A 15,502-nucleotide genomic window follows, 5' to 3' on the forward strand; every position below is an offset into this window, starting at 1 on the left:
GTGGCAACTCTTTATTATGAAAAAGCATTGGAAGTAGCCAAAGAAATAAATTTCAGACATATTATCGGATCCATATATAACAATCTTGGAAAAATTGAAATCTCCAATCAAAATTACCCCTTAGCGAGAAAATACCTGAATGAAGCTATACAGATCAGGCAAGAGGATAATGAGATGGAAGGATTAGCTAAGTCTTATTATTTTCTTTCAAACTTCTATTCCAGTATTAATGATTTGGACAGTGCTGAATGGGCAGCGAAAAAGTCATTAGAGATCGCTAAAGAAGTTAAATTGCTTGAACCTCAAAAAATTGCTCACATGTTTCTTTATGAAATATATGAGACAAAGGGCATGCTTCAGGAGGCACTTAATGCACACAAAGATTATAAGCTTATTAGTGACAGTCTGATTAACGAGCAAAAGGTCAATCAACTTTCTCAATTACAAATTTCATATGAAGTTGATAAAATAGAAGAAACCAATAAGCAGGAAAAGGCGCGTATTAAGTCCTTTTTTATTCTCCTCATTACTATTTTATCGGCTGTTTTGTTAATAGCCATACTAATAGCTATCATACTTAGAATGCAAAAGAAGAAGGTTGATCTTGAAAATGCTCAATTAGAAAATGAGGTGGAAACAAAAAACCGTGAATTAACGACCAACGTTATGTACCTGGTCCAAAAAAACGAATTAATTAATAATGTCGCCAAAAACCTGATTACGCTTAAGGATAAGCTTAAGGATGAAAACAGAACACCTTTGCAACAGATTATCTATAACCTGCAATCCCAGTCGGATAATGAAATATGGCAAGAGTTTCAAATGAGATTCAACAAAGTTCATAACGATTTCTACGAGCAGATCAGAACAAGACATCCGGAAATAACTCCGTCTGAGGAACGGCTTTGCGCATTGCTGCGCTTAAATATGACTTCAAAAGAGATTGCTTCAATAACTCACCAGACAGTAAGAGGTGTGGAAGTAGCTCGTGGACGCCTCAGGAAAAGGCTTAATTTAACCGGTACAGATACTAACCTGATTACGTATTTGGAAGGGTTTTAAAGGATAAGTTTCTGGATCAGAGGGTTCTAATTTTACGCTGGCGTTAAACTTTAAGCTGTTAAGCTCAATCACATCTCACCTTTAGGCTTCAACTTTCTGGCTTTGGGCTAAATGAACGAACCTCAGGGTTGAAACTTTCTGGTTTTTTGCCCCGAACTTCAAGCCATCAGGCTCAATCGTCTAACTTTTAACTAAAACTTTTAAGCTTTAAGCCAGATGAACGAACCTCTGAGTTGAAACTTTCTGGCTTTTTGCTTCGAAATTCAAGCTATCAGGCTTAATCGTCTACCTTTGAGCTGCAACCCTTTAGCTCTAAGCTAAATTAACTGACCGTTGAACTACAATTTCAGAGTCTCAAAAAGCCTCTGTCATATTAAAATACACCAAATTCTGATTGTTAATCGGGTCACGTCCAATATCAATCCTAAAGTTCATACGAGGTTGTAGTTCAATACGAATACCGGCTCCAAAATTGGGTAACAGATTTTCTGTATCCACAAAACCATCACTTACAGATCCCACACCTGCCCAGGTTGCAAAACCACACTTGGACAACAAACGCCTGAATTTAGTTTCATCACCTGCATTAAACATATGCCGGTATTCTGCAATGGTCATCAGTGCATTTTTATCCCTGTAATGTCCCATATGGTAGCCTCTCAGATCAAACGGTGAGCCAACTACTGATAACTCAGTTATAGGAACATCACCGGATGTGAAACGGCCATTTACTCTCCATGCTAAAACTCTTCTTTCCCCAAGTTTTTTAAGTTGTTTAAACTGGCGGTAATCTATTTCATAAACCCCGTAATCCAATGAACTTCCGTAAGCAGTTGAGTAATAAGTTGCAGACACCTCAACAAATAATCCGGTATAGGCATTAGCCGGAACATCACGTGTATCAAAATTTATATTAGTCCCGACACCAATATTGGTAAAATTCAATCCATTTTCATTCCCGCCCTGAGCAATATAATCGGGATCATTTTGAACCCCTTCGCTGGGATCTTGCATATCGCGCTGCCTGATATCAAGCGAAGCCCCAAGGAACAAGTCTGTATTTTTATACCGAAATAAGAATACCGGATTTATCTGATAACCAAAATTCCTAAATTGAGTTATATCTTCGCCTCTTTCGGTATTTGAATTGGTTTCATAACCTACACCGTAATAATTATCCAATGTATTCTGAAACAACATTTGACCAAAAATGCGAAAACGATCCTTATTAAAGAATAATTGCGGACGAACAATCATACTTCCTCCACCATTGGTCATGTAAGCAAAAGCTATTGGTAAAACAGAACGCTTTAAGGTTGTATCAGCCACATCGGTGGAAAACGTAAATAAAGCACTTCCTCCAATTAAAAAGCCAAAATCTGGTGTATAACCTGGTCCTCCCAATATATTAAACCGTACATTCTTCTTTTGCTTAACAGTGTCCTGATCTGCACCATAAACTGAGATTAAAACAAATATTGATAGGATAAGTAATAAACTCTTCTTCATACACCCTTGATAAATTATAAGTTTTTCAATTTCATTTTGTGGATAGATTTGAAAAGCTTATCAATTATTGAGACATGATTGACTTTATTTCAATAAACATTTCACATTCTATCTTAACATTATAGCTAAACCTTGTTGTTATGAACAATGCTTCTTTGTTTATGTTTCAAGCTGTAGCTATGGCTCCAGCTTAGAAAGTAAACAATTCATAAGGTAAACCAAGTGTAAGCCCGTCCATTATAAGAGATGGCACAATGAAAAGCATCCAAGCTTGAAAATCCTATAATTGATCAACTTAAAGGTTAATAACAGATATGTCTTAATTATTCCATCCCCCTCCTAATGCTTTATATAAATAAACCATTGAGAGTAGTTCGTCCCTTTTTGCATTATTACGTTGAATTTCGGCATCTAACAAGCTTCGTTGTGCATCCAGTAAGTCAAGGTAGCTAATTACTCCATTTAGATATTGCAGTTCAGCTAACCTTTGGTACTTCCGTGATGCTGACTCCAGATTGGATTGGGCTATATATACCTCACGGGCTTTTCGAAAAGTCATTATCGCAGTATTTGCCTCCTGGAAAGCTTGTAGTACAGAACGCTGATATGCATAAATCTCCTGCTCAAGTAATGCTTCTGCTTCTTTCTGCCTCGCTTTCAACTTGCCTGCCTGAAATATTGGAGCCAATAAATCACCTGCAATAAACCAATAAGGTGACTTTAACAATTCGTCTAGCTCATCATTCTCGCGACCAAACCTACCTGTTAAGGAAAGAGTTGGGAACCGGTTAGTTGTTGCCACTCCAACTGTTGCATTCGCTGCTATTAATCGTTGCTCGGCTTCTCTGATATCCGGCCTTCGCTCCAGAAGTTGAGCAGGTATACCAGATGGCAGATGTTCAGGAATTGCTTGATTTTCGAGGTCAATATTATTCTTGACATCACTGTCATAAGTGCCTAAAAGAAGTGCCAGTTTATTTTTCGACAATCGTATATTACGTTCTAAAACAGGTCTTAATGTCATTGTTTTAGCCAATTCAACTTCAGCCTGCTGTACTGATGTTTCTGAGGTTAAACCTCCTGTAAAACGCAAATCAGCCAGTCGTACACCTTCTTTACGTGCTATAATAGTTTGATTGACTATATCAAGCTCATCATACTGGGCAACAAGCGTGAAATATACATCAGCTACCTCAGCAACAATACTCATTTGAAGAGCTCTTTGTCCTTCTTTAGTTGCTAAATAGTTTGCAATTGCGGCTTCTCTTCCCCATCGGATATTTCCCCATAAATCAATCTCCCATGTTAACGAGGCTCTTAGATTTAATTCTGTTGTTCCCTCCTGATTATCCCCTCCAAAATTTTCTATTTCTCTTTCGGCATGTAAATCAGCACCCAGATGCGGAAACAAATCAGCACTCGCAATTCGTTTGGCTGCCATGTATTGTTTTAATCTGGCACTGGCAATTAAAACATCTTTATTATTTTCCAGTGCCTCAGAAATTAATTGCTGAAGAACAGTATCAGTATACAATTGCCACCAACTGATGTCATCAATGGTCAATGAGTCGATACTCATTTCCTCTAATTTGTCAGGCAATCCCAGTTCCGGGCGGGAATATTTTTCCCCAACTTTACATGAGGAGAATAAAGCTACAAATCCAATTATTAATAAAAAACACTTATAAAAGCGTTGAAAACTTATCTTGTTACAAAAAGTTATATCACACATTATTGTCTGCTTTTATTTAAACGCTTTGCGACTATATCTTTAAGCTTATAGGTAATTACAAAAAAGAAGGGAACCAAAACAATACCAACTGTAATTGCTATTAACATACCGAAGAATACGCCTGTTCCGATAGAGTGACGACCTGCCGATCCCGGACCTGTAGCAAGTACCATTGGTAACATACCCAGTACAAAAGCTAAAGATGTCATTACAATTGGGCGAAACCTTAACTTACCTGCCAATAAAGCTGCCTGAACGACATCCATTCCTTTATCTACCTCAACCTTAGCAAACTCTACGATCAGAATTGCATTTTTAGCTGCCAGGCCTATTAGAGTTACCAAACCAATTTGGAAATAAATATCATTTTCCAGCCCTGTTATCCAAATACCAGCAAAGGCGCCAAGCGCGGCAATTGGCAAAGAAAGTAACACTGCCACCGGAACCAGCCAGCTCTCATATTGTGCTGCCAGAAACAGGAACACGAAAAGAAATACGAGTGCCATGATCATGCCTGTTTGTCCACCTGCCTGCTTTTCCTGATATGATAATCCACTCCAATCTAATCCTATATTATCTGGTAAATGATCTTCAACAATCTCTTCCATTACTTGCATGGCCTGCCCGGAACTATATCCACTAGAAGGTGTGCCTCTGATAATAGCTGATGTAAACATGTTAAAACGCTTAATATTACCCGGCCCGGTTGTGTAAGATGCATCTCCCAATGCGGTAAGCGGAACCATTGCATTATCCGCACCTCTCACAAAAAATAATCCCAATGTGTTTTTATTGGCTCTATAAGGTGCCTCTGCTTGAATGTATACTTTATAGATTCGGTTAAACATGTTAAAATCATTGACATAAACAGAACCAAGAAAAGCTCTCATTGTCGAAAAAACATCGGACAGAGGAATACCTAATAGCTTTACTCTATCTCGATTAACATCAAAATACAATTGTGGAATATCTGATTGTAAAGCTGATGATACATTGCTTAGCACCTTACTTTTATCCGCATAATACAATAAAGTGTCTGTGGCATCAACAAGATTCTCCCAGGTGGCTCCTGATTTAGCCTGTAACTGTAATTCGAAACCACCGGATGTTCCTAAGCCCGGAATAACTGGAGGCTTATTAAAGAAGAATCTGGCTTCAGGAATATCATACAAATCTTCACGTGCCTTATCTATAACATTTTGCAAACTATGGTCATCATCCCGATCACTCCAAGGCTTTAGTGTTACTGTCAGTTCTGCTCTTGATTGATTGGTTCCAACCCGAGGACTTGTTCCGGCAATACTTTGTACATATTCAACAGCCTCCTGTTTCTTGAAGTACTCCACCACTAAATTTGTAATTTTTCTTGTACGCTCAAGTGTAGCTCCTTCATTAAGTTCAATCTCAACAGTAAAAAATCCTTGATCTTCTTCGGGAATAAATGATGTCGGAATAATTCTGGCCAGAACAAAAATAAAGATGATGGCCATTCCAAAACAAGCTAACATCCGCTTCTTGTTAGTAACCGCTTTACCAAGGATGTCCTGATATTTGCTATTACTAATATCTAACCATTTATTAATCGTTCGGAATACGAAGTTCTTTTTATCACTACCTGGTTTTAAAATAATAGCACACATTGCAGGACTCAATGTAAGCGCCACTACGGTGGATATAAGTACTGAAACAACTATTGTAATGGAAAATTGGCGATACAGCTCACCTGTTATTCCTGAAAGAAAACTAACAGGTACAAATACAGCAGCAAGTACTAATGAGGTTGCAATCAAAGCACCAGACAAGCCTTTCATAGCTTTGTGTGTTGCTTCCCTGGCTCCTATCTTATCCTCTTCCATTATTCGTTCAACGTTCTCAACTACCACTATGGCATCATCCACAACAATACCGATTGCCAGTATTAATCCTAATAGTGTTAGCATATTTAGTGAGAATCCCATAGCCAGCATGAAACCAAAAGTGCCGATTAGAGATATTGGTACTGCTAATACCGGAATCACTGTAGCGCGCCAATTTTGTAGTGACAGAAATACAACTATTACAACCAGCAATAACGCTTGGAATAAAGTGACATAAACCTCTTTGATTGACTCTTTGATATAATCGGTCATATCGAAAGGAATGAGGTAATCCAGTCCCTCCGGAAAATTACGACTGATTTCGTCCATTGCAGCCCTGACATTGTCTGCGACTTCAACAGCATTGGCCCCAGGCAGTAAATAGATGGCGAGCATTGCTGCATTACCTCCATTAATATTACTTTCCTGCGTATAGGATGATGATTCGAGTGATACACGAGCAACATCACGCATTCGAATAATGGTACCATCACTATTAGCACGCACAACAATTTGTTCGAACTCAGCTGCTGTTTCAAGTCGCCCCTTTGTTGAAATAGGTAAAGTTACATCAATAGACTCCATTGGTTGAAGTCCCAATTCGCCAGCTGCAGATTCCCGGTTCTGATCCCTTAATGCATCTTGCAAATCCTTAACAGTTAAACCAAAGCTGGCTAAACGATCTGGCATCACCCAAATACGCATGCCGTAGTATCGACTTCCGCGGTTAGAAACACGTCCTACCCCCGGAATCCGTCGCATAACATCCAAAACATTGATGGTGGCAAAATTACTCAGGTATATTTCATCAAACTTCGGATCATCCGACACCAAACACACCGTCATTAACTGGCTCGCCGATTGTTTTTCAACAGAAAGACCATTTTGAACGACCTCTGCTGGTAAACGTGATTCCGCTAATTTTACCCGGTTTTGGATCTCGACTGCCGCCAGATCTGGATCAACACCCACATCAAAGGTGACATTAATATTAACACCACCTGAATTTGAACTACTTGACTCCATGTAGATCATTCCCGGTGTTCCATTTAGCTCCTGCTCGATGGGTGTAGAAACGGCTTGAGATACTGTTACAGCACTTGCTCCCGGGTAAGATCCACTGATTTTAACAACTGGCGGTGTTATTTTTGGATATTGGTCAATAGGGAGAAACATTAATCCTATTAACCCTAAAAGCACTATTAAAATTGATATCACGGACGAAAAGACCGGCCTTTCAATAAAAAATCCTGGTTTCATTAGTTACCTGTTTTGTCCGTTACACTTTCTTCTTTTGAAGGATCAACCGGCTTCACTTTTATGCCTGGATTTAGTTTATGCTGTCCTTCTATAATTATTTTTTCAGTTGATCCTAAACCTCTTTCAATCACAATACTATTATCGAATTCGTGTCCTGTCTCAACAAATCTTTTTTCAGCAACGCTGTCCTGACGCATCACATATATAAAGCTTCCTCCTTTTTCAATAATAAGGGCTTTACGTGGCACTACTGTTGCATCTTCAATAACATCTAATAGAAATTTAACTTTAGTAAACTGCCCGGGTAGTAATATCTGATTCGGATTAGCTAGTTCTGCCCTTACTCCAAAGGTTCCTGTTTTAGGGTCAACCTGGGGATCAGCAAAATCTACTATACCTTCGATTGGGTATTCACTGTTATCGGCCAAAGTTACCTTAACGGTAGGTTGCCAAGATCGTGTACTATCTGTTTGGCCAATACTTACATTACGCTTTCTGCTGCGTAAATAATCCAACGCAGTCATTTTGAAATCAACCAGCACAGTATCACTCTGAACAACTGTTGCTAATAAAGAACTGTTTCCTGGCCCGACTAAAGCGCCGATATCAACATATCTTTCACTTATGATCCCACTTAATGGTGATTGCACCTTGGTAAAATCAAGTTCTAACTCGTATTGTGCCAAATCAGCTCTACTCATGGCAACATTGGCTTCGGCACTTTCGAATGCCGCAAAAGCATTATCAAAATCAAGTTGACTAGCAGCATTTTGCTTTAACAAGGGCTCCAGACGTTCAAGATCACGTTTTGCTTTATTGTATGAGGCAATATCTCTTTTTAATTGAGCTTCAGCCTTATCCAACCTTGCTTTATATTGCACCTGATCAATTAAAAACAGCACTTCGCCATGTTCTACTCTTTTTCCTTCTTCAAACATCATTTGCTGCAAATAACCTTCTACACGTGCACGTACTTCTACGTATTTGTAGGCACGTATACGACCGACATATTCGCCATAAAGTTTGATGTCATCTTTTTCAACCGGCGTAACAACAACAGATTGATAACTAGGTTCTTTTTCTTTATTGCAGGCTAGAACAATAATTGTTAAAAGAGCAGCAAGAATTGCTTTTTTGTTTATCATACTACTTTGGTTATAAGCTAATATTGCATAAAAATAAGCTTTTAACTTACAAAGACATTCATCTTTTTGAATAATTTATTTAAACATACTATTGAGTGTAATAGCAGTAATAACATTACCAATCCTTTAACTTTTCAGATGATAACTACCATCACAAGCTACACATTCACTTTCTGGAAATTCTCTATACATTTTCAACAATATGCGGTTCTCCAACTTCGAACGGATTTAATGGATCATTGCTCCATTCGAACCATCCTCCATCATAAACACTAACACGAGGCCACCCCATCAACCACGCATTAAAAAAAGCTTCGCTTCCACGCCAACCTGTACCACAATAAAACGCCAGATGTTTATCCTGAGTGACATTTACGTCATTCCAGATCTCTTCCACTTCTTGTGCTTCACGAACCGTATGGTCAACATTCCTGTAGTTTTCCATATGATACGCATCTGAACCACAGTTCCCAAATATAGCTCCGGGAATTCTTCCTTTCTTTTCTATGTAGTTATAACCGCTTACTTCACCAATAAACTCGGGCCACGAGCGAACCGACACCAACTCTGTGTCTTCTCCTTTAAGCATTGTTTTTGCTTCTTCTATATCAACAAAGAGTTCTGGTTTCTGCGGAATTTGTACTCCAAAATCAAATACAGTTTGTTTGGCAACATCATTGGTAGAGATTTCGTAACCAGCATCTTTCCAGCTTTGAAAACCACCGTTTAAAACTCTTACATCCTTTACACCTGCATATAACATTATAGCTGCACAACGAATGGCACCCAAATGTCCGGCTGCGCTTCCCGGAAATTGATCAGAGTTATCAGGATGCATATACTTACCATAAAGCACAACAGTTGTATCAGATGTAATTCCATGTGACTCAAGAGCCTTCTTTAGTTCTTCCGGTGTACGGCGATTCCATGTTTCCGGCGACTCCAAGGCTAAGGTATCCATGTCAATGGCTTCAGGAATATGACCGGTTAAATAAGCCTTCCGGTTGCGGTAATGTGCATGAACAATCACAGTATCCCCTCCCTGGTGATCCGATGGTAATTCACCATTTAATACTGATTGAACCCACTCAGGTGGTACTAAGTTTTGATAGCGCGACAATTGGTTAAGAGGTAAGTTTTGCTCTATCCATTCATCAACAAAATCCTCATAAAAAAACACCTCCTGATAACCAGCTTTTTCAAATAATTCGGCAATTTCAAGGATTTGTTTTAATTCATAACCATAAATAATCAGAGTCTGATACGATGCAATTCCTTTATGTCGAACAATTTCTATCCAATCCATATACCTGCTCCATTTGAAAGGAAGTGACCGAGCTCCTGGAATGTGACCACCTTGCTCCTTTCCATTGGGTGGCCATCCATTATAGGCATCAACTGATCTTATATCAATAATTTGAACATCTTCATTGTGCATTAATTCCTGCACTTGATTGGTTAAAATTTTTCGAGCCATATCTTAATATTTATAATCCTTATTCAATATCGGTGGAATAATTAACACATTCAAGTATGAAAGTGTACGGTATACCTTGTAACCCGAGTTCAATTTAAATTTTAAAACTCAGATTGAAATAAAATGCTGATATACAAGAAATGATTTTAGAGGAATAGTAAACTATTGCGATAAAATTTGATGCAGTAGATCAGTTTTTTATTCAAAGCTTATTAACTCCACTTACAAACAGCGGTTTTCTTCGTGTAATCGACTCAAAATAGTCCACTATTCTTTCGTCAATTTGCACTTGAAACTCACTATTTGAAAGCGGTCTGAGTTCAAAATTTTACATCGAACTCGGGTTTGTACTATTCCTGATGACAATTATCTTTATATCTTCTTGAAATGGATTCATAAATCTTAAAACCCAGATTACCAATTATGAAAGTTCTGATATTTTATACCAAAAGCTTTGCATACACACCTTCTGAAAAGAACTTATCAAACGCACCTGATCCGGGTGAACCTAAAGTTTTTAATGACTGCCTCTTGGCCTGTATTCAGATTGAATCTGCTGATGAAGAAAAAGATATCAGGAGTCGTGAAAAAAAATTGACAAATCATCTAAAATGGGCAGCTCGAAAAAACAACACTTCGAAAATTATCTTACATTCTTTTGCCCATTTGTCTGAATCAAAAGCTTCTATTCAATTCACCAAACAAATCTTCGACGACACTCAAAAAAGACTGGAAAATGCCACCTATCATGTAGCACAAACGCCTTTTGGATATTTCCTTGACTTAAAGATTGATGCACCAGGGTTTTCATTGGCGCGAATTTGGGCAGAGCTTTAAACCACCTAATTCATCCTGATCTTTTCCTGTTTTATCGTCTTTGTTCCTGTTTCATTAAAATATAAGCTTACATTTGGCATTGGAGAGATGAAAAAAATGGTGCTCATGCATCCTTTCATTGTTGAAGCTGTCTTTACAGCATTAAAATAAACCTATACATTATCAACCTAAATCTTTTCCATGGATTTAAAACATTATCGATGGTCGGCTTTTTTATTGATGTGGCTGACCTTTACTTTTGCTTCGGCACAAGAAAAACACACCATAAGCGGTGAAGTTATTGATGCTGCCACAGGCGAGGCCCTTATTGGTGTTACGATTTATACAGCTGATAAAACCACCGGAACCATGACAAATACATATGGTTTCTATTCATTAACATTACCTGCCGGCGAGCAAAGCATATTTTACAGTTTTGTTGGTTATGAAACTCAACAACGACAAATTAATCTGGTAAGTGATCAAACCATTAAAATTCAACTTAAAATCAACGAAACAGCACTGAGCGAAGTTGTCGTAAGTGCTGAAAAGAAAGATAAAAATATTGCTGTCACACAAATGACAGGAGAGAAGCTTGATATGAAAACAATAGACAAGCTTCCTGTTCTTTTTGGTGAACGTGATGTTTTAAAAACCATTCAATTACTTCCCGGAATCAGTACCGTTTCTGAAGGAGGAAACGGTTTTAGTGTGCGCGGTGGTTCTATTGATCAGAATCTGATTTTATTGGATGAAGCTCCCGTTTATAGTGCCTCACATCTTATGGGTTTCTTTTCGGTATTTAATGCTGATGCCATAAAAGGAATGACCGTTTATAAAAGTGGTATTCCTGCTAATTATGGTGGACGTGCCGCGTCTGTTCTTGATATCACCATGCGAGATGGTAATATGAAAAAGATTCAAGGATCGGGAGGCATTGGTCTTTTAGCTTCTCGCCTGACCCTTGAAGGCCCAATTATTGAAGATAAAATGTCATTTATCGTTTCTGGCAGAAGAAGTTACGCCGACATAATAGCCAAAGGTGCCAACCAAATTGAAAGCGGTACAAAAATGTATTTTTACGATCTCAATGCTAAACTCAACTACAAAATCAATGATAATAACCGATTGTTCTTATCGGGTTATTTTGGCAAAGATGACTTTGGCTTTGAAGATATGGGCATGGATTGGGGTAATACGACTGCGACGTTGCGTTGGAATCATTTATTTAGTGCCCAATTATTCTCTAACACAACTTTATTATACAGTGAGTATGACTATGGTTTCAATTTCGGTGATAACGGAAGCATGAAATCCGGTATTAAAGATGTTAGTATTAAGCAGGATTTTACGTGGTATTCCAATCCCCAAAACACTCTGAAATACGGATTAAATGCAACCTATCATACATTCTACCCCGGTGAGTTTTTGTTTGAAGATAACTCAATATCTGACATAAAAGTTGCCGAAAAGCAAGCATTAGAGTCTTCAATGTATATCAGCAATGAGCAAAAAATAGGCTCTAAACTGATATTTGATTACGGATTAAGGACATCGATGTTTAATCAGTTTGGGAAAGGTGAAAACATCACCTACGACGATGATAATAACATCATTGACAGAGAATACTTTGACAAAGGCGAAATAATGCAAAGCTATTATGGTCTTGAGCCTCGATTAGGCATTAATTATCGTTATAGTTCCAACAGTTCGTTAAAAGCCTCATATAACAGAATGGTTCAATACCTCCACCTGATGTCTAACAGCACCTCGGGCCAGCCAACAGATACCTGGACACCAAGTACCTTTAATATTGAGCCAACCACAGTTAATCAATACTCAGTTGGATACTTCCGTAACTTTATGGATAATACTTTTGAGTTCTCTACTGAAACTTATTATAAGACAATGAACAACATCAGTGATTACAAAGATGGAACACAAGTGATGTTAAACGAAGACATCGAATCGTATATTCTGCAGGGAGAAGGACGTAGTTATGGTTTAGAGTTTTATTTAAAGAAGAAATATGGTGATTTTACCGGCTGGGTAAGCTACACATTGTCGAAAACTGAAAATAAAATAGAAGGCATTAACAATGGCGAATGGTATGATTCATCCTATGATAAGACTCATGATGTATCAGTAGTAACCAGTTATCAGTTTACTCCCCGACTCTCTGTATCGGCTAACTGGATTTTTTATACCGGCAATGCCGTGACGTTTCCAAGTGGTAAATATGAGTTTGATGGTTACCAGGTACCATATTACACCGAAAGAAATGGTTACCGTATGCCAGACTACCATAGACTTGATCTGAATATTCACCTCGAGGGAAAAGGTAAGAGACGCATCAAATCCAGCTGGGATTTTTCACTCTATAACTTGTACAACCGTATGAATGCTTACACCATAAATTTCCGCGAGAGTGAAAGCAACCCCAATGTAACAGAAGCGGTTAAACTTAGTTTATTTGGTATTGTACCATCTGTAACCTGGAACTTTAAATTTTAAAACAACAACCTATGATACCTAATAATTTCTTTAAAATCATGTTTTATTTATCTCTAAGTATGCTACTGGGTGGTAGCCTACAATCCTGTGAAGAAGTGATTGATGTAGATTTGAATGATGCTGCTCCTAAGCTATCAATAGATGGCAAGATTATACTTAATCAGCCGGCAGAGGTTCAATTAAGCTATACATCTAATTATTTCTCTGACGAAGCACCTGACTACGAAAAAAATGCTATTGTGACCATCAAAAATTCTGACGGGATAAGTGAAACATTAGAGCATTCTCGCAATGGTTTATATCAAGGCAGATTATTAAGAGGCCAGGACGGTCATGAATACACCCTTGAAATAAACGTGGCTGATAAAACCTATCAGGGGAAAAGCAAAATATTAACCCCAACCGAAATTGTTAAACTTGGATATGTAGAATTCGATGGTTTTGGTGGCGGACAAGATGAAACTGAATACAATCTGGAAATAACGCTTAAAAATAATCCAAACGAAGAGAATTATTACCTGATCAAATACTACCTGAATGGTTCTGAGAAAGAAGAAACCTATAGTGTTTGGTCGCACGAATTCTTTCCTAATGAAGAAACCATAGAATTTACGCCATTGCGTTTTTCATTTACCAAAGGTGATGAAGTTACCGTTCAGGCTTATTCCATTGATGAAGGCACTTACGAGTTCTATTCTCAATTGGACGAGATAATTGACCAGCAAGGCGGTGGTAGTTCTACACCATTCAATCCCCAATCAAATATGGGAAAAGATGTGCTGGGATATTTCAGAGCCTGGTCATTTGATACACAAAGTATCCGGGTAGAAGAAGAGTAAATTATATTACCTGAAACTTTTATTCGTCGGGTGACCATTAAAGTCACCCGATAAATTTTGAATTGAATTATTTTTTTGAGTTAATAAGAATCACTCCATTTTTAGCTTTATCACCATAAAGTTCTGTGGCCGACTCTTCTTTTAATACACTTATGGATTCAATATCGTCAGGATTTATATCAGCTATTTCTCCTATATATTCAACACCATCGATCATAATATAAGGATCTCCCTCTCCTGAAGATCTATTAACTAAAATGGGTTCAGCCTGGTTTCCCATACGCGTAAGCATATCACCCATACCTGACTTTTCCATCTTTCCATAACCAACAACCACTACTTCATCAGGTTTGACTTCATTACTAACCTTGTTGGTTTGAGAACCATTAACATCACTTTCTTCATCAGAAACAGGTTTGGTTGTAATTATAATTACTCCCTTTTCAGGATCGGCACCGTACAGACGACTAGCCTTTTCGCCTTTCAGCACTGTAACTGTATTAATATATTTTGGATCGATATCAATTGACTTCTTTTTAATACCATCAACAACATACAGTGGCTCTTTACCAGCAAACGCTTTTTCAGCAACATCGATGGTTAAAGGTTTTCCAACTACAACTCTTCTTTCGCAGGCATTTGTATGGGCTTTCTTCGTTGTAATTTCAACAACACCATCTTTAGCTTCATTGCCAAACTTTTCTATGGCTGCTTCCCCTTTTATTACATTGATTGAATAAATATCATCAGGAGAAATATCATTGATATCACCATCGTATGATTTACCATCAACCAATATTAAAGATGGTTTAACTGGTGAAAGCTCACTTCTTCCCTCGTCTTTTATCATTATATTCAGAGAAGTTTCTGTTGCTTTCACAGGTTTAACTTGTTGTTCTTTCGATCCTTGTAAAACAAATTTCACATCTAACTGTAAAGTTTTGCCAACCAACTCCTTATCAATGACACTTGGCATTTTGTCAAGAACAGTGGCTACCTCATCTTCAAAATACTTTTGAATTTGCTTTTTACTTGAACTTTTAGATGAAGGCATTTTAGTAACCGGTTCACCATAAGCAACAACTACAACACCATCCAATTCAGTAGCATTATTAACATGATCCTTAGCTTTAAGTTGCTTTAAATCTCCATCAGCTGATATACTAAACTGGGCAACTACATCACTCCAAACTCCCATATCGCGAGCTATGCCAGGATACTTTATATTTTGAGCGATAAACTTTCGTAATTCTTTTTCAGAACTAACTTTCTCTATCTTAGTTTTATCCTGT

At 37.9% G+C, this 15,502-nt stretch carries 10 protein-coding genes; 4 read left to right on the forward strand and 6 right to left on the reverse strand.

From position 1 onward, the window contains the following. A partial coding sequence (locus AC4MRQ_RS19835) for a tetratricopeptide repeat protein (RefSeq protein ID WP_491199454.1) occupies positions 1-1,062 on the forward strand: 1,062 nt, incomplete at its 5' end. Between the two features lie 354 nt (positions 1,063-1,416). Here the strand turns inward: AC4MRQ_RS19835 and AC4MRQ_RS19840 are convergent. From AC4MRQ_RS19840 to AC4MRQ_RS19860, 5 genes are all read right to left on the reverse strand, one after another. Further along, on the reverse strand, positions 1,417-2,571 hold the full coding sequence (locus AC4MRQ_RS19840; protein ID WP_491199455.1) for a BamA/TamA family outer membrane protein: 1,155 nt from the start codon (positions 2,569-2,571) through the stop codon (positions 1,417-1,419). 319 nt (positions 2,572-2,890) lie between these two features. Then, positions 2,891-4,303, reverse strand: a complete 1,413-nt coding sequence (locus tag AC4MRQ_RS19845; protein ID WP_491199456.1) for an efflux transporter outer membrane subunit — start codon at positions 4,301-4,303, stop codon at positions 2,891-2,893. Then, entirely contained in the window at positions 4,303-7,419 is a 3,117-nt protein-coding gene (locus AC4MRQ_RS19850) for an efflux RND transporter permease subunit (RefSeq protein ID WP_491199457.1), read from the reverse strand. The genes AC4MRQ_RS19845 and AC4MRQ_RS19850 overlap by 1 nt, the downstream gene beginning before the upstream one ends. Continuing rightward, the gene (locus AC4MRQ_RS19855; RefSeq protein ID WP_491199458.1) at positions 7,419-8,564 is read right to left on the reverse strand and encodes an efflux RND transporter periplasmic adaptor subunit; all 1,146 of its coding nucleotides are present in this window, start codon (positions 8,562-8,564) and stop codon (positions 7,419-7,421) included. Before AC4MRQ_RS19855 ends, AC4MRQ_RS19850 begins: the two co-directional genes overlap by 1 nt. A 184-nt stretch (positions 8,565-8,748) precedes the next feature. After that, positions 8,749-10,041, reverse strand: coding sequence for a rhodanese-like domain-containing protein (locus tag AC4MRQ_RS19860; protein WP_491199459.1), 1,293 nt, complete (start codon positions 10,039-10,041; stop codon positions 8,749-8,751). Positions 10,042-10,464: 423 nt separating this feature from the next. Between AC4MRQ_RS19860 and AC4MRQ_RS19865 the strand changes: the two genes are divergently transcribed. The 3 genes from AC4MRQ_RS19865 (at position 10,465) to AC4MRQ_RS19875 (ending at position 14,210) form a co-directional block, all read left to right on the forward strand. Then, positions 10,465-10,878 (forward strand): threonyl-tRNA synthetase editing domain-containing protein, encoded by a 414-nt coding sequence (locus AC4MRQ_RS19865; RefSeq protein WP_491199460.1) that lies wholly within the window; start codon positions 10,465-10,467, stop codon positions 10,876-10,878. Between the two features lie 180 nt (positions 10,879-11,058). Continuing rightward, a complete protein-coding gene (locus AC4MRQ_RS19870; RefSeq protein WP_491199461.1) occupies positions 11,059-13,371 on the forward strand; it encodes a TonB-dependent receptor in 2,313 nt (770 codons plus the stop codon). Positions 13,372-13,382: 11 nt separating this feature from the next. Continuing rightward, positions 13,383-14,210, forward strand: coding sequence for a DUF4249 domain-containing protein (locus tag AC4MRQ_RS19875; protein WP_491199462.1), 828 nt, complete (start codon positions 13,383-13,385; stop codon positions 14,208-14,210). Positions 14,211-14,277: 67 nt separating this feature from the next. On the opposite strand, the gene AC4MRQ_RS19880 is transcribed toward AC4MRQ_RS19875, so the two are convergent. Next, positions 14,278-15,502 (reverse strand): TonB-dependent receptor plug domain-containing protein (locus AC4MRQ_RS19880; RefSeq protein WP_491199463.1); only part of this gene is annotated, 1,225 nt, incomplete at its 5' end.

Source organism: Carboxylicivirga sp. (genome assembly GCF_982718395.1).